This window comes from Collibacillus ludicampi, assembly GCF_023705585.1.
In the GTDB taxonomy this organism is placed as follows: domain Bacteria; phylum Bacillota; class Bacilli; order Tumebacillales; family BOQE01; genus Collibacillus; species Collibacillus ludicampi.
In genome coordinates, this window is sequence record NZ_BOQE01000001.1 from 1,124,746 (window position 1) to 1,141,492 (window position 16,747).

15 protein-coding genes and 1 riboswitch are annotated in these 16,747 nt (G+C 48.7%); of the genes, 3 read left to right on the forward strand and 12 right to left on the reverse strand.

The genetic code is table 11. The features are described from left to right. Positions 1-58: 58 nt before the first annotated feature. Positions 59-142: riboswitch (cyclic di-GMP riboswitch) on the reverse strand. 150 nt (positions 143-292) lie between these two features. The 7 genes from DNHGIG_RS05685 to DNHGIG_RS05715 form a co-directional block, all read right to left on the reverse strand. Beyond that, positions 293-1,693, reverse strand: a complete 1,401-nt coding sequence (locus DNHGIG_RS05685; protein ID WP_282198756.1) for an efflux RND transporter periplasmic adaptor subunit — start codon at positions 1,691-1,693, stop codon at positions 293-295. 45 nt (positions 1,694-1,738) lie between these two features. Continuing rightward, a complete protein-coding gene (locus tag DNHGIG_RS05690; protein ID WP_282198757.1) occupies positions 1,739-3,265 on the reverse strand; it encodes a DHA2 family efflux MFS transporter permease subunit in 1,527 nt (508 codons plus the stop codon). 13 nt (positions 3,266-3,278) lie between these two features. Further along, positions 3,279-3,932 (reverse strand): HlyD family secretion protein, encoded by a 654-nt coding sequence (locus tag DNHGIG_RS05695; RefSeq protein WP_282198758.1) that lies wholly within the window; start codon positions 3,930-3,932, stop codon positions 3,279-3,281. A 75-nt stretch (positions 3,933-4,007) separates the two neighbouring features. Beyond that, positions 4,008-4,451 (reverse strand): MarR family winged helix-turn-helix transcriptional regulator, encoded by a 444-nt coding sequence (locus tag DNHGIG_RS05700; RefSeq protein ID WP_282198759.1) that lies wholly within the window; start codon positions 4,449-4,451, stop codon positions 4,008-4,010. 365 nt (positions 4,452-4,816) lie between these two features. Continuing rightward, entirely contained in the window at positions 4,817-5,257 is a 441-nt protein-coding gene (locus tag DNHGIG_RS05705) for a glycosyltransferase (protein ID WP_282198760.1), read from the reverse strand. Positions 5,258-5,311: 54 nt separating this feature from the next. Beyond that, the gene (locus DNHGIG_RS05710) at positions 5,312-6,007 is read right to left on the reverse strand and encodes a response regulator (RefSeq protein WP_282198761.1); all 696 of its coding nucleotides are present in this window, start codon (positions 6,005-6,007) and stop codon (positions 5,312-5,314) included. Positions 6,008-6,024: 17 nt separating this feature from the next. Beyond that, a complete protein-coding gene (locus tag DNHGIG_RS05715) occupies positions 6,025-7,170 on the reverse strand; it encodes a sensor histidine kinase (RefSeq protein ID WP_282198762.1) in 1,146 nt (381 codons plus the stop codon). Positions 7,171-7,678: 508 nt separating this feature from the next. On the opposite strand from DNHGIG_RS05715, the gene DNHGIG_RS05720 reads away from it, so the two are divergent. After that, a complete protein-coding gene (locus DNHGIG_RS05720; protein WP_282198763.1) occupies positions 7,679-8,917 on the forward strand; it encodes a helix-turn-helix domain-containing protein in 1,239 nt (412 codons plus the stop codon). An 18-nt stretch (positions 8,918-8,935) separates the two neighbouring features. Here DNHGIG_RS05720 and metK read toward each other — a convergent pair whose 3' ends face one another. From metK to DNHGIG_RS05740, 4 genes are all read right to left on the reverse strand, one after another. After that, on the reverse strand, positions 8,936-10,132 hold the full coding sequence (gene metK / locus DNHGIG_RS05725) for a methionine adenosyltransferase (RefSeq protein WP_282201362.1): 1,197 nt from the start codon (positions 10,130-10,132) through the stop codon (positions 8,936-8,938). Between the two features lie 403 nt (positions 10,133-10,535). Beyond that, on the reverse strand, positions 10,536-10,766 hold the full coding sequence (locus tag DNHGIG_RS05730) for an alpha/beta-type small acid-soluble spore protein (RefSeq protein ID WP_282198764.1): 231 nt from the start codon (positions 10,764-10,766) through the stop codon (positions 10,536-10,538). Between the two features lie 127 nt (positions 10,767-10,893). Continuing rightward, positions 10,894-11,700 carry a WecB/TagA/CpsF family glycosyltransferase gene (locus tag DNHGIG_RS05735; RefSeq protein ID WP_282198765.1) on the reverse strand — a complete coding sequence of 269 codons (807 nt, stop codon included), beginning with the start codon at positions 11,698-11,700 and terminating at the stop codon, positions 10,894-10,896. After that, entirely contained in the window at positions 11,697-12,668 is a 972-nt protein-coding gene (locus DNHGIG_RS05740; RefSeq protein ID WP_282198766.1) for an LCP family protein, read from the reverse strand. Before DNHGIG_RS05740 ends, DNHGIG_RS05735 begins: the two co-directional genes overlap by 4 nt. Positions 12,669-12,847: 179 nt before the next feature. Here DNHGIG_RS05740 and csaB point away from each other — a divergent pair, with 179 nt between their 5' ends. Together csaB and DNHGIG_RS05750 are read left to right on the forward strand one after the other, a co-directional pair. Further along, positions 12,848-13,957: a polysaccharide pyruvyl transferase CsaB gene (gene csaB, locus DNHGIG_RS05745; RefSeq protein WP_282198767.1), complete on the forward strand. Its 1,110-nt coding sequence runs from the start codon at positions 12,848-12,850 to the stop codon at positions 13,955-13,957. A gap of 379 nt (positions 13,958-14,336) precedes the next feature. Continuing rightward, positions 14,337-15,191, forward strand: coding sequence for a polysaccharide deacetylase family protein (locus DNHGIG_RS05750; RefSeq protein WP_282198768.1), 855 nt, complete (start codon positions 14,337-14,339; stop codon positions 15,189-15,191). A gap of 237 nt (positions 15,192-15,428) precedes the next feature. On the opposite strand, the gene DNHGIG_RS05755 is transcribed toward DNHGIG_RS05750, so the two are convergent. Further along, complete coding sequence (locus tag DNHGIG_RS05755) at positions 15,429-16,739, reverse strand: gluzincin family metallopeptidase (RefSeq protein ID WP_282198769.1); 1,311 nt, start codon at positions 16,737-16,739, stop codon at positions 15,429-15,431. Between the last annotated feature and the right edge of the window lie 8 nt (positions 16,740-16,747).

Consider the following 16,747-nt stretch of genomic DNA (forward strand, 5'->3'; position numbering starts at 1 on the left):
TTTCGTAAAAAAATAAAGAATTCCACCTTGAACATGGTGGAATTCTTTATTCCACCTCTTCGGTAACTGGCTGGCATAGTCACTGACCGTAGCCCCTATAGTTTTGCGTCCCTGGCTTTCGCCAAGTTTGCCATTATCGGAAGGTTTGATGTTAATATTGAATTATATACCTCTATTTTTCTACATAATTTTACTAAATACAAGTGTTTCGATGATGACTAATACCGCCAGGTAAAACCAAGAACCCTGTGATCCAATAGGAACACAGGGTTCTTGTCATTCTGTAAAACCGTTAACTTTTCTGTTGTACGGTAATCTGCGCATTGTCTTTCAACAGAGGGAGTTGGCTGGTGATCACCGAGTCACCGTCATTCAGTCCGCTGGTAACCAGCGTTTGGGATCCTTCCTGTTGCGCGATGGTCACTTCTTTGCGTCGAGCCTGATTGTGATCCGCTACATAGACATAAGATTTGCCATTGTCTTGCACGACTGCCGCCGTTGGGATAACGATTCCTTGTTTCGCGTCAGGTGCGAGCAGATTCACTTCCGTCACCATCCCTGATTTCAGGATCAGGTCTTTGTTGGGAACGGAAATCAGCACCGGATATCCTTTACCTTTTTCATCGAGAGGACTGATATTTTTCACTTGACCCTTGAAATACTGGTTGAGCGCGACCGCCTTCACCATGACCGGATCGCCGACTTTCAAATGGTTGATTGCATTCGCCGGTACATAGACGAGAATCTTCACCGTATCCAAGTTGGCGACCACGAGAACCGGTTGAGGCATTTGCGGAGAGACCATATCGCCGATCTCCGCGTTTTTCACACCGATAATCCCGTTGATCGGGGAGGTGACGGTCGCATCGGCAAGCTGATCCTGCGCGGTTTTCAAGTTGACCTGTGCCTGAACAAGAGCTTTGCGGCTCGCTTCGATGCCCGCCGTGCTTTGCGCAACCTCCACCTGTTGCTGTGCCGTCTGATAGCCCTCATTCGCGTTCCCCAGCGCCTGTTGCGCAGTAGCGAGCGCCCCTTTGGCCGCATCCAATTGTTCCTGCGCTCTTTGGTAATTCGCTTGCGCATTGACATAAGTTGTTTCCGCTTGTTCCAAATCCTTCTTCGAGGCCGCATTTTGCGCGTACAATTGTTCATAACGTTGCTTGTTGGTTGTCGCGTCATCCAACGCTTGTTTCGCGATGGTCAACGCATTTTCCAACTGCTGCACTTGGCTCTGTGCTTGCGTCAGGCCGTTTTGCGCCTGGATCACCCCGCTTTTCGCCTGAACAGCCGCGCCGTTCGCTTGATTCACCGAAGCTTGCTGCTGCGTTTCCGCCGTTTGCACGGCCGCCTGTGCCGCTTCCACAGCCGCCTGTGCACGGGCAACGGCGTTGCGAAGATCCCTGTCATCCAAGGTGAACAGCGTATCTCCAGCCTTCACGCGCGAACCGACGGAAACAGGAATGGAGGTGATTTTTCCGGCGATTTTCGGGACGATTTGCACCTCTTGATCCGGTTGTACCGTACCTGTATAGACAGGGCCCTTGCTGATCCATCCCGCTGTTGCTTTTGCCACTTCCACAGACAAAGGAGACCCTTGATCCTGTTGAAAAGCCTCTTTCGCGCCACATCCCGAGAGGACGGCCGTTCCGAACAAGCATGTACTGAGTACAAACGCCATTGTGACTCTTCTCATTCGACTCTTCCCTTCCTTTTCGTACGATCCATGATTTGCTGACCTTTACTGCCCCTTCGCCTTCGCGGGTGCTGGTTTTCTAAAAAACAGGACAAGAGGGATGGCCAGAAAGACAGGTATTGACGACAACAAGAAAGCATCCGCGATGCCGCGCGTCGTCGCATCTTGCATGATAAGTCCCGATAATTGGGATAACCCTTGCGTTCCCCGAAAGACCGGATTCGTACCGTAAGAAGTCACCGTGACCGCATCGGCGATGTATCGCGCATACATGGCGGCGCGGTCTTGCATGATCATAGTCAAAATCGCAATCCCAAACGAGGATGCGACCTGCCGGATCACGTTCGAGAGCGCGGAAGCATTGCCCACTTGCCGCGGATCGACGGCTGCGATCGCATTCATCCCCGCGGTGGACAAGGGCATCATACATAATCCAATACCGATACAACGGATGATATAGACCGCCTGCACCCATTTATGCGGGGTATCAACCGTCAGTGCATGGAGTTCGTAAGTCCCTCCAGCCAAAAGCGACAGCCCGGCCAGACCCAATGGAATCGCGCCGAACTTGTCAAACAGCCGTCCGGCAATCATCATCGTCAACGCCATGATGAGCGAAGCCGGCATCAACAAGAGACCTGTATCGATGGCTTCCATGCCTTGAATGTTCTGCAAATAGATCGGCATCAGGAAGACTCCACCGTATAAACCGATCGTTACGAGACTGGCGGCTACTACGCTCAACGTATACGTAACATTTTTAAATAAGCCGAGCGGAATTAACGGTTGTTCTTTTCCTGTTTCCACCCAAACGAGCAGCGCGAAACTCGCAATCGAAATGAAGATCAGAGAAACGATTTCAAATGAAGTCCATCCATCTTTCTGCCCGCTGCTCAACGCATACAACAAGGTGCCCGCCGATGTGGCGGAAAAAACGAATCCCCAAATGTCAAACGGTTTCCCTTTGACCGTTTCCGTCTCTTTTAACAGAAGCCAGGCCATCAGAATGGCCAGCACGATCACGGGGATACAGATGATAAAAAGAAACCGCCAATCCATCCATTCAATCAGGTAGCCGCTGAGCGTGGGTCCGATCGCCGGAGCCACCATGACGGAAACGCCCCATACGCCTAGTGCCGTCCCGATCTGTTCGCGGGGCATCAGTCTGTAAACGAGAGCCATACTGATCGGCGCGATCACCCCTCCGCCGATTCCCGCGACGATCCGCGCGAAGATCAGCGATGTATCGCTCCACGCCACCGCACTGAGGAGAGTGCCCAAGAGAAAAACAGACAGAGCCAGGATGAGGAACTTTTTGTACCCAAAACGTTCCCCCATAAATCCTGTGATCGGAATGATCACACCGGAAGCTAACATATAACCGGTGATCACCCATTGAATGCGATCCGTGGTTGAACCGAATGTGTTGATCAATTTGGGAATGGCCACATTGATCAAACTTGTATTCAGGACAGTAACAAACGTTCCGAGGATGACTGCTGCAAATGCCAGCCAGCGTTCGCTGGCCGATTCGCCGGGCGGAGTTGCCGTAGGTAGTCCTGTTGCTCCCACTTCGCAATCCCCCTTACGCGATATGTATTTTCACTTCGACGTTCGTTCCCGGAATCAGCGTTATGCCTTTGGGCTTGTTTAATTCGATTTCCACACGGACTCGCTGTGTCACTTTCGTGAAGTTGCCGCTCGTATTGACAGCCGGCAACAGGGAAAACGTGGAGTTGGATGCTTGATCCACTTTGCGAACCGTCCCTGTCATCTTCAGACCGTTGAGCGCATCGACCGTGATATCCACCGGCTGGCCGGGATGAATCTTGTCAATATACGTCTCTTCAATATTCGCGGATACATACGTGTCGTTCAAATTCTCGACAATGGCGACCGCTTGGCCGGGAGTTACCACTTCATGCTCCTTGTTAAACCATTTGACGATCGTCCCCGTAATCGGAGCGCGCAAGATCGCTTTATCCATCATGCTCGGATCCAGATTCGAAGTATCTTGTTGCGCAACTGCTTCATTCTGCTGAACGGATTGTCCTTCCTTCATGATGATCTGTGTCAGTTCGCCGGAAATCTGCGGCATCACCCGGTACTGATCACAGTCAATGCGAGCGTCTTCTGTAGACACATAATGCGTCGCCTGGTACCAGTAATATCCTCCAATCCCTGCTCCCCCCACAACAATTGCTGCAAGAATCGTGGATAAAATCACTTTTCGATTCATGCGTTTCTCCTCTTCCCTTCGCAATTTATTCGATCTTACTAATATTTCGGGTGCGAAATTTTATGACAAAAAAATTTACGCTTTACGCTGAGAGACCTTCTCGTGTATATGGTTGGCCAACAGTTGAAGAGATTTGAGAATCGATTGTGTTTCTTCTTCCGTAATTCCTTCGAGCAAAGAATCAAAATAGGAATCCTGCATGACGGGAATGGAATGAAACAATTGGCGCAATTTCTCCGTACACTCTACCCACACGACACGCCGATCTTCCTCGTCACGGATGCGTTCTACATAGCCCGATCGTTCCAATCGGTCAATAATACCTGAAACGGTGCTGTTTGTGAGTCCTACCACACGGCTGATATCTGACATTTTCTGTCTTCCATCTTTGAGACAGCGAAGGACGAGCAATTGTGATGCAGTCAGTCCATACTGGGATAATTCTGAGGATACCAATTCAAAGAATCCTTGGTTAATCTGTTTGATTAATTGCCGAATCTGGCGAGAAACGGTGCTCACTGACTCCCCTTCCTCTCTTTTTCTTTGCGAAAAAATAGTTTGCATATAAAGTATTATAGCAAGTCGCAATCGGAAAACAAGAACTTTTTCGCACTGTTTCTAATCTCAGCCATCAGAGGTATAGCCGGCAATCTCAAACGCAAAGAAACTCCTTCATTGCGAAGGAGTTTCTTTGCGTTTACATCAATTGGGGGTATGGGGTACAAAAGGATCTTGGGGAAAACCTCTTGTACGGATGAACATTTGGCAGCTTACGAACATCCTGCAAGACAGGATGTACTGGAGCCAACCGATTGTTCATCTCGCTTTTAATATACTACTAGATTTTGTATATGCAAATAGGCCCATAGACTTATTTCAAAATTTTATGCCGAAGTTGTCAACATACGCATCAATAAATGGATCGCCTTCTTGGGATGTACCCATCTGCGCAGATCCAAATGAGTAATCACGTGTTGCGATTGTTTCCGGAGAGAACGGATCAATTCCGAGATGTCACTGTCAGAAATATTTTCGTAAAATTCGATCATCTCTTCGTGATCCGCAAATGTTTTGACAATCTTGCTTGTCGCATCGGTTGATCCCGTATCGATCACGATGACCTGAACGTCTCCCTTGTTAAAAGAGGCTGCGCTCACAATCGTGCGCAAAATCCCCTCGACATACATCTCACCGTTTTCCACAATGAGTACGACAGCTTGTGTGATCGTTTCCGCAGCTGTTGACTTCCATAAGCCGGAGACTGCATGTATGATTGCCATCATCAATCCGTAAATCGCGAATCCCCAGAGTAAAAGGGCGAGCATAACGGTCACCTCCCTCTTGGTGACATAGTATGCACGCCCATTTTCATTGGTTCGTTACAGCTTGACCAGTCCGTTCTTCGCTGCCATGATCACCGCTTGTGTCCGGTCATCGACCCCCAGTTTGCAAAGGATCGATGAAACATGATTCTTCACGGTCTTTTCCGAGATATAGAGTACCTCACCGATCGTCCGGTTGCTTTTTCCTTCCGCCATCAATTTCAGAATTTCGCTTTCTCTTTGTGTCAAAGAAAAATGAAGGCAAGCATCCTCTTCCCGTTCCATCGTACGCTGGCTCTCCATCTCGGCCGCTTGTCGGCTCAAGCGTTTAAACTCTTCCAACAACTTCGTCGTAACTTTGGGATGAATGAATGATGCCCCTTCGACCGTTTTACGCACCGCATCCAGCAGCGACTCGGAGTCCACGTCTTTCAGCAAATAGCCGTTTGCCCCCACGCGGATCGTCTCAAACACATATTCTTCGTCATCATGGATCGAGAGAATGAGCACTTTGAGCTCCGGATTCAACTGTTTGATCGCGCGTGTCGCTTCAACGCCATTTTTCTTCGGCATATTAATATCCATGATGATCACATGCGGCATAAGAGCATCGGCCAATTCGACGACGACTTCGCCATCACCCGCTTCACCGACAACTTCGAGATCATCTTCCAACGCAAAGATGCGTCTCAATCCTTGTCGAAACAATGTATGATCGTCCGCCAGCAAAATCTTTATAGGATCATGTTTCATCGCACCTCACCTCTCCCTCATTCGGAAATCGGCAGTGAAATGAAGATTTTCGTTCCGTTGCCGGGTTGCGAATGAAAATGAATCTCACCGCCCAACAACTGAATGCGCTCTTGCATGCCCAAAAGACCGAAACGTCCATGTTCTCGGTTTTCCATGACCCGCTTCACATCAAAGCCTTTCCCATTGTCCTGTATATGAACGCGAACGTGCGTATCCGCGATCTCCACTTTCACAATCACTTGGGATGCTTGCGCGTGCTTCCAAACGTTCATCAATGCCTCCTGAACCGCGCGAAAGACTGCAATTTCAAGCCCCCCGTGAAAACGGCGCATCGGGCCAAACACTTTCAGTTGCGCTTCGATCCCGTATTTCTCCTGAAAATGCTGCACATAGTGGCGCAGAGTCGGCACAAGACCAAGGTCGTCAAGCGTCATCGGCCGCAAATCAAAAATGATCTTCCGCACCTCTATTAACGAATCGCGTACCGTCTCTTTCAACTCCCGCAATTCCCTGCGAACAAAATTCATATCGCGATCGAGCATTTTTTCACAAATCTCCGCCCGTAAAGCCACGTTTGCCATCATCTGTGCCGGTCCGTCGTGTATCTCTCGTGCCACCCGTCTGCGCTCTTCTTCTTGCGCCTGAATCACCTGGACCCCCAGCAATCTCTTATCTTCTGCCGTCTGTATGTAGCTCCCGATCTTTTTCAAATCTCCGGACAGATAACTGTATGCAACCCCCAGTTGCGAGACGAGTCCTTCTGCCCTCTTGATCATTTCTTCGAGATTTTTCAGGCGACGTTGCAATTCATCCCTCCGCAAACGCAATTGCGTTTCCCTCTCCCGTGAGACCATCACCGCGACTTGCAGTCGATGAGCCTCCTCGTATACTTCTTTGATCTTCTCTTCGGGATGCAGGCCAAAATTGCGACTTATCTCTGCCAGACGAAAGCGAGCCAGTCGATAGGAAGATTCCAGTTGATCAACCTCTTTAACGATCTTGTGCACCTGGGTTTGAATCGCTTCCAGTTCTTCCAAAAGCAACTGACGTTCCAGCCGTGCACTTTCGGCGATCGCAAAAATCTGTTGTTTGCCCTCATCGATCGCTTGCAAGGTAGCGTTTATGGCTCGGTCGATCATTGTCACATCGACTTCGTTTCCCATCGACACTCTCCTTCTCTTTAACATTTTCCTATAGAATTCGCGATTCGCTTCGTCGCGTATGCTTCGAAGGAAGTTTTTTATGTAGACATATTGTTGTAATTCCATATCTGTCTTAAAAATCCTGCCAGTCCACGTCAGAGGCATGGCGATTCCTTTTAAAAACGCTGGCAACAGGGAATGAAAAAAACGGGCACAGCGTTCGCTGTGCCCAAAAGTGCAATGGGGTAAGGGTGATATACCATAGGTTTCGCGATTCGATTTCATTTTATGGGGGGGGGCGAAAAAATTTGTTACCGTGAACGTTCTGCATTCTTACGACAAAATCCATCAATTTAACTGATTTTTCTCAATCTTTTCATTCAAATCCTGCGAAATCGTTTCCTATTCATAGCGAATCATCATTATGAGCCACCAGCCTATTTTTCTTGGATATTCACACGTTTTGAGCAGATTCATGGTTACAGGATACGATAGGTACACGAATGAACGAAAGGGGGCATTCTGTACCATGAGTGCACATATCGGTGAAAAGATTCGTAAATTTCGCAAGGAGATCGGTCTGACACAAACGCAATTGGCAGAGGGGATCGTCACACCCAGCATGATCTGTCAAATCGAGGCCGGTAAAGCGACTCCTTCCTACGCAGTCCTGGAGGCGATTGCCGAACGTCTGGAACGCCCTCTCTCCGATTTGCTTCAAGATACCCAGCCGCAAGGAAAACATAAAGCGATTTTACTATTGGCACAGTCTTTGATCCGTAATCGGGATTTTGAGCACGCATGCTCGATGCTCGAATCCCTGCTGCAACAAACGCCGCTGCAAGTCCCCCGCGATGATGTGGAACTCACACTCGCGAATGGCTACATTCATCTGGCCAAATATGAAGAGGCGCAGTCCCTGCTGGATGAATTATTGACGAAAAGTCTGTATTTAAAAAATATCCCGGTCGCTTTCAGGTGTCTTTTGTATTTGGGCAAACTGGCCCGTTGTTCCGAGAAAAAACAAGTCGCGTTGTATCACTTACGCAAAGCGTACGCGATCATGCAACAAGATGACGAGATCCCTTTGGAAGAAAAAATCGAGTTGCTCCAGCGTCTGGGAAGCCTCTATCAGGAACTGGGACGCACGGAGGAAGCGCATCAATGCTACCAAATGGCATACGAATGGGGACAGAGCGCGCTCAATGAAGAAACTAGAGGACGCATGTACCTGGAAAAAGGTCTGCATGCATTGCGGCAAATGAACTATGAAGAGGCATGCGATTTTGCAGAGAAGGCCAATGCTTTGTATGAAAACATGGATCATACCCTCGTGCTGGTCGACGTCTTGCGCAGTTTCTCCTGTATGCTGGCCAAACGCGGCAATCTCACAGAAGCCGTTCGCCGATTGCAAGATTGTCTCTATCAGTACAAACGGCTTGGGGATTCTTCCCGGGTGGCCTCCACTGAGTTGGAATTGGCAAAAATGCACCTGGAACAGGGCATGTATTTTGAAGCCGAACAAGCTCTGGAACGCGCGGAACCCCTCTTGGAACGGAACACGTTTGAACAGGGACTTTATTATCATCTGAGCGCCCTGCTCTATATGCGGACAAGCCGTTATGACGATGTTTTATCCCTACTCTCCAAAGCATTGCACATCTATCAACAACAAGGGGCATATGATGCTTGTGCCCAAGTGATCGAAGAAACGAACGTCTTTTGCCAAACGATATGGAAAAAAGAACAACCCCTTTTGCTTGCATGAGCAAAAGGGGTTCTTCCATTACAGACCGGCACCTTGACGGAGCGCAGCGACTTTGTCCGTTCGTTCCCATGGCAGATCCAGGTCGTTTCGGCCAAAATGACCATAGGCAGCCGTTTGCCGATAGATCGGACGACGCAGATCCAACATCTTGATGATTCCGGCTGGACGAAGATCGAAGTTTTGTTTGACCAATTCTACGATTTTCTCTTCGGGAATCTTGCCCGTACCAAAGGTATCCACCATGATGGAAACAGGCTTGGCCACCCCGATCGCATAAGCCAGCTGTACTTCGCATCGATCCGCAAGGTCTGCGGCAACGATATTCTTCGCTACATAACGGGCAGCGTATGCAGCGGAACGGTCGACTTTCGTCGGGTCTTTCCCGGAGAAAGCGCCACCGCCGTGACGAGCGTATCCGCCGTACGTGTCAACAATGATTTTACGTCCGGTCAAACCGGCATCTCCTTGGGGGCCTCCGATGACGAAGCGACCCGTTGGATTAATGAAATATTTGGTTTCGGCATTGATGAATTCCTGCGGAACGACAGGCTTGATCACATGTTCATGCAGATCTTTTTGGATCGTTTCCAGGGACACATCTTCCGAATGTTGAGTGGAAATTACGATCGTGTCGACGCGGTGTGGCTTCCCATCAACATATTCGATCGTCACCTGCGTCTTTCCGTCGGGACGCAAATAGGGCAACGTACCGTTCTTGCGCACTTCGGAAAGGCGGCGAGCCAGTTTATGTGCAAGCGAAATCGGCAGCGGCATTAATTCTTGCGTCTCATTGCATGCAAAACCGAACATCAGCCCTTGGTCGCCTGCACCGATCGCTTCGATTTCCTCTTCCGTCATTTCACCGGTACGCGCTTCGAGCGCCTTGTTTACGCCCATCGCGATATCGGGCGACTGTTCGTCGATGGATGTAATCACCGCACACGTTTCCGCATCAAAACCGTACTTCGCACGCGTATAACCGATCTCGCGAATCGTTTCACGCACAACCTTGGGAATATCGACGTAAGTGGATGTCGTGATCTCGCCGGCAACGAGCACCAAGCCTGTCGTCACAGACGTTTCGCAAGCCACGCGCGCGGACGGATCCTTCGCCAGAATGGCATCCAGTACGGCATCCGATATCTGGTCACAAATTTTATCGGGATGTCCTTCGGTTACAGATTCCGAAGTAAACAGATAGCGTCGTTGGGACATCATGAGGAACCCCCTTTAAATCCAAATGATCACGAACTTCGCAATCACACACGATAGTATCCCAATTTATGTAGCGTGTCAATCATGAATCATGTTCACGTATTACATTTTCATTCTGTCACATACTCCCTTGAAAATGTGTAGTTTGGTGGGCGTATGCTTTGCGTTCGCGCTCCGTGGAGGTCGTCTCGCACGGAACAATGTTCAGATGTCGCGAGACGACCTCCAAAGTCGCTGTCTCACGCAAAGCATTACGCCCACCCAATGTCACTTTTCATCTTCTGATGGCGCCGCTTGCGGTATGGGGGACTATAGAAAAGAAGCGCTCGGTATACACGAACGCTTCCTTGTATGATTCTATTCAATGATGAGCAATCCCTATGAGGACTTACTTTGGCAATCTTTACTTGTTGGTTCCTTGATTCGCCAACTGTTGTTGCGCAAATGCAACCAATTTTCTTGTGATCGAACCACCTACGGCACCGGCGTCGCGCGTGCGAATTTCACCCCAATAGTCTTCGCTGCCTTGATAGACAGGTAGTCCCAATTCGGCGGCAATTTCGTATTTCATATCATCCAACGCTTTATGCGCTGCAGGCACCAATAATGTGTTACGCTTTTGCCCTTTTGCCATAAAGGATCACTCCTTTGCGTGATTCCGGTAATCTCGATGGATCACCGGTATACCTATTGTTTGCGAAGGAGTGTATTTCAACCTGTAAAAAAGATGGGGTTCTGAGCAAACTTTGCCTCGTTGAGATTCAGTTCTTTTGAAATCGACCGCGTATATAAGCCGACAGCACCAAAATAGCAAACTTCGGTAACACCAATTGCCTTCTCCAACGGGACGGTTGTTTCAACAAACGATACAGCCATTCGATGTGCATTTTTTGCCAGATGAGAGGTGCACGTTTGACCGTGCCGGCAAAAACGTCTAAGCTGCCACCGATGGCAATGGATACGGGCACTCCCAGTTCCTTTTTATATTTTGCGATAAAGGCGTCCTGTTTTCCCATACCGAGCCCCACCAGCAAGAGATGGGGACGGTGTTGTTTGATCTCGTCCAAAATGTCAGGGACATCCGATTCTATAAAATACCCGTCCCGCCCGGCAAAATGAACGTGCGGATATTCCCTCCGGAATCTTTGCAAAGCCAATTGATTGGCTTCCGGTTTGGATCCCAAAGCATATACACGGTATTTTTCCCGGTCGCAAATGTCAAGCAATCGGGGAAGCATGTCCGCCCCTGTCACTCTTCCCTCCAAAGGAGCGCCAAACAGCCTTCCTGCCATAACGGCGCCGATTCCGTCCGGAGTCACCAGATCCGCCTCGCGCAAAATCGCCGCAAGCTGCGGATTTTCTTTGGCAATCATGACATATTCCGGATTGGCGGTTACCACCTGGCGTGGCTGATCTTCCTTCATCCACCCGGCAAGCAGTTCTATCGTTTCATCAAACGTTAATGTGGAAAAAGGAATGCCCAAAATCTCAATAGTTGGAATCCTTGGTTGTACTGCGCTGTCTCCCACATTCATGATTCTTGTATCACTAAATGTTTCACCATTCATTCCGTTTCATTCCCCCGCGTCCATCGCTCCACCCAATCATGCAATCGTTTGCGTTCCTCTTGTGTGACGAAGAAATACCAAAGCCCATCGTATCCATGAATACGGTTTACCCCCTGAATACTTTCGGTTTGGATCTTTTCAGGAGTTAAGCCGCTGACAAATTCTTTCGTCAAGCGAATTAACGTGATCGGCGGAACATCCGTTTTCACATGATCACCGAGGATCTGTGTGATATTGAACCATTTCGGCCAATATTCCATGGATTTTCCCTCTTGTATCATAGCACGTATGACCTGCTGCTGTCTCCGCATACGGCCCGTATCTGCTTCCGCATCATGGCGAAAACGGGAATAGTCTAACGCTTGCTTACCATTGAGGACTTGTTCCCCGCGATGCAGGTGGATATGGGTTCCGTCCGTCGGATCATCATAATCCATATTTTTTTCCACAAAAATATGAATGCCTCCCATTTCGTCTACCACGCGTTTAAATCCTTCAAAGTCAACCACAATTGTATAGTCGATGGGTTCAGAGAGAAAACGCGATACGGTCTCTTTGATGAGCGGAACACCTCCATAAAACATCGCATGATTGATCTTCGTAAACCCATAACCCGGCACTTGAACAAATGTATCGCGCGGGATCGGGAGAATGTGTATCTCTTGTTTTTTCGGATTCACAATAGCAACCATAATCGTATCGGCACGGGCTTGCTCCCCGTTACGCGAATCTACGCCAAGAAAGAGAAACTTCATCGTCGGTAAAGGCGCGACGGCAAAACCGGCACCCAAAGGCTCGCCGGCATGCGATGGATGCGCGGGAAAAAAGGAATGAAGATTGTGTAGGTCAGACTTTAGCCCCGGTTGATCATAGATTTTGTATGCGAATCCATATAGAAAGGTTAACCCGCCAATGAGGATAAGAGCGATGATGATTCCAATCACTCGTAAAAAAGAAAGTAAAGACATACGGATTCGCTCCTTTCTGCAAAAAATCCATACCGTTAGTATGACCGAAGGAGACGTAAGAATCCCTCCACACGCTTCCTTTCCGGTATGAAGCTTTCCATACACGGGCTGACCTGTTATACTAATGCTGAATGTGTACCGGACGTGTCCGCATGAACGATGTGAGGAAGGGACGAACGATGTCGCGCATATTAATTTCTGGGTATTATGGATTCGACAACCTGGGTGACGACACGGTGCTCTTCGGCATTCTCTCCGGAATCCGGAAACGCCGGCCCGACGCAGAGATGGTTGTCCTGTCCAACCAACCCGACAGAACAAGAGAATTATTTGGAATTCCCGCATATAACCGCTGGAACGCATTTGTCATCTTTCGCGAACTTCTTCGCTCCGACATGCTCGTGATGGGTGGAGGCACGCTGCTGCAGGATGTGACGAGTCCTCGCAGCATTCTCTATTACCTGGGGATTGTCGCTCTGGCAAAAGCGTTGCGAAAACCGGTCTTTTTCTATGCGCAAGGGGTTGGTCCCGTCACACAAAAACTTTCCAAACAGTTGATCCAGCGCGTTGTCAATCGGGTGGATATGATCACTGTACGCGATGACAAATCGCGAACCGATCTGCTTACACTGGGAGTGACCAAGCCTCCGATCCATGTGACTGCAGATCCGGCTCTCGTCATCGATACGGAACAGTTCCCCAAAGATGACGGATGGAAGATCCTCTCCCGCTATGGATTGGAACCATCGACCTCGCATCGGAAACAACCCCTCGTTGGGGTTGCCGTGCGCAATTGGGCAACCGACCACCCCTATCTTCAAGTGCTGGCTCGCGTATGTGACGACTTGGTGCGCATGGGCTGGCGCGTTGTGTTTATACCCATGCAGTACCCTGGAGATGTAGGGGCGTCCAAACAAATCGCTGAACATATGAAAGAGGCTGCAACCCTTCTCGATGAACAATTCACATTCCGTGACATCTCGAGTATCATCGCGAACATGGACATGATCATCGGGATGCGTTTACATTCGTTGATCTTGGCAGCTTTGTACGATGTCCCGTTCGTTCCACTCTCGTATGATCCGAAGATCGACCGATTTGTGCAGCGAGTCGGGATCGCGACAGGACTTTCCGTCGATTCGGTTACATACGATCATCTGAAAACACGCGTGCAGCACTGTATCGACAACCTTGAAATGCTCAAACAGATCATGCATGAACACATGCAAGCACTCAAACTGGAAGCGGAGAAAAGCGGAGAATTGGCCGTTCAATTTTTACAATCGTAAAATCCCGTTTGCACAATCCATTTGATGGTTGTGACAAACGGGATTTTTTAATGTCTGGAAGCGAGACGATCTCCACGGAGCACGAACGCAAAGCATATGACCGCTGGACCTTCATCGAACCCAAGCGCAAAGCGATACATCCACCCAAGCACTAATTTTCAAGTAAGCCTTCAATGTCCCATGCAGTGCAGATATTGAGATGAGCCTCTTTGCGCTCACATAATAAAATTTCTAATCATCCGTTTTATTTGATGATTCTACCTTTTTATTCGGCGATTGCAGTATGATTTAATCTTTTTTAATCTTTTCTATCTTTCTATCCAATCTTATAATAATTAGTATGAACTTGCAGTGATGATAGAAAGAGGGTTTCGCTCTTATGAACAAACCGGTCGGCTTATTCTCGGCAATTTTGATCACGTTTCTACTCGCAGGTTGTGGCGTCCATTCGACTGTAAGCCCTACAGTTGAGCCGCCGTCACCATCCATTCAGGCGGAACCTCTTGATGTTCACAAAGCAAAACCCATGCCGGAAATGTCTCAACATCCACAAGAGGACGCTGACATTCCGCGCACATATCACGGACCTGTCCCGATCTTAATGTATCATTCGATTCACTCAGACCCTAAAAATACGTTGATGGTCTCACCCGATACATTCGAAGCGGAAATGCAACATCTTAAAGATACCGGCTATCATGCAATCACATTCAAAGACTTGGAAGACTGGAAGGAAGGTAGACCTCTCCCCAGCAAACCCATCATAATCACATTTGATGACGGGTATAAAGATAACTATACAGTTGCCTTTCCGGTTCTGAAAAGATTGGGTCTGAAAGCGACGATCTTTGTTGTCTCCGGTTTTGTGGGGGGCAAAAACAATCTCTCATGGGATGAAATCAAGGAAATGCAACAATCCGGTGTCATCGAAATCGGTGCTCATACGGTTTCTCATTTGGATCTGACAAAGCTTTCGGAAAAACAAAAATGGGAAGAAATTCACGGATCGAAAGTAGCGATCGAGGAGCAGATTGGTTGTCCCGTGATCGCCTTCGCTTATCCTGCAGGCCGCTATGACGACGCGACAGTGAAGGAAACAGAGAAAGCGGGATTTGAGTTTGCCGTCACAACCAGAAACGGACTCGCCACTCCCCAGCAAGGGTTACTCACACTGCATCGCATCCGTGTTCCCGGCAATGAATCCGCTGAAGCTTTTGCAAAAGAGTTTCCATGAAGATGATCAAACCTTCTTGTTTGATATTTTGCAAGACCGTGAGCTCTGTGAGCCCATGGTCTTTTTTCAAGAATAGGCCCGTTGCGCCAACAGAGGATAAAAAAATGCCTTTGAACGGGCGTGACGCTTCGCGTGAGACAGAGACTTTGGAGATCGTCTCGCAACAACTAAACATATTACAAGCGAGACGCCCTCCGCGGAGCGCGAACGCAAGATACGCCCGTTTAAAGGCATGATTCAAGAAAGTGTATCGATTTCCAATAGAGTAATTCCCAGATGATGATCCGTCAGCGGATAATCGGTCGAACCATCCGTATACGTCGTCCACGCATTCAGCAAGAAATAATCACCATACGCCGACTCGATCGCGAACCCGCCATTTTGTATCGTTTTTCCCGATAAACGATCATGAAGCGGCTTTATGCCGATAAAAACCACATCCGGATCGGGCGTGCCCGGAGCAGGCACTCGTTCGCCCTGCGGAAGTCCTGTGATCCGTCCGGATGGATCGATGATCGCAGTATACGTTCCGGCAGGCAGTCGATAACGGGTCCAGTAACTTTGCCCTTTGCCCATCAGTGCGAAGTAACCGGAAAAATTTGCTTCTACACGGAACTTGATACGTACCCCTTTATCCGTCCGCTTCATAAACCGGTTCATATCTTTAATAAATCGCTTCTCAAAAGCTTCCTCATTTTCTCCGAACGCATGCAAAAACGGATCTTTTTCCCCGTTTTTCACATAGGAGAGATACTTATGAAAGGATGCTTCCCCGTAGCGTCTGATTAAGGAATCAACAGCAAAGTAATCCTGAATTTCTACATTATAAGAAACCTTTTCCGTAATTGTATCCATAGGATCGCTGATCAACGGAATCCATTGGTTCTTTGCTAAAGCATCCAAGACGGAATAGCGCAACTCTTTCGTTTCATTATCTGTGAGCAATTGTGAACGGCCCGAAGCTTCCGCCTGCAAACCCAAACGCCAGGCGATTCCTTCATTGATCCAACTGGGCATCTCCTTCGATACTCCGTATTGATTCAAAGCGACATGTGTCAGCTCGTGCTGCAACACGTTTGCTAATAATCCGTCGCCAGGGTTACGGCTTAATACGATGACGATATCATTTTCTGCCGTCACACCATTGCTTTTCTCCGCGATCGCTTCGATCTCGTCCTGGGGAAATTGCAATCGCTTCAACGTGTCACGATAGGCGTTGAGATCGGACGCCACATACAGATGGACAGGCTGAGTCAAGCGGATCCCCAGTTCGCGTTCAATCCGTCCCGGCATATCATTTTGCTGAATCATTTGCCTGATATGGTTCAATGTGTCTTGTTTGACCTGTTGGTCAAACGTTTTCACTTGAATCTGAACCGATGATGAGGGTAGGAGTAGCGAATTCAGGGGAACGGCTAATGAAAACGTCTTACCATGTGATCCGCCAGGAACGTTTGTACCGGCCGCCCAAGCGCTTCCGGTGGTACCTGCCATCACCGTAATCAGCGACAACCCAACGATCGTGGTGCTCCATTTTTTCTTTTTCATAGGTATCC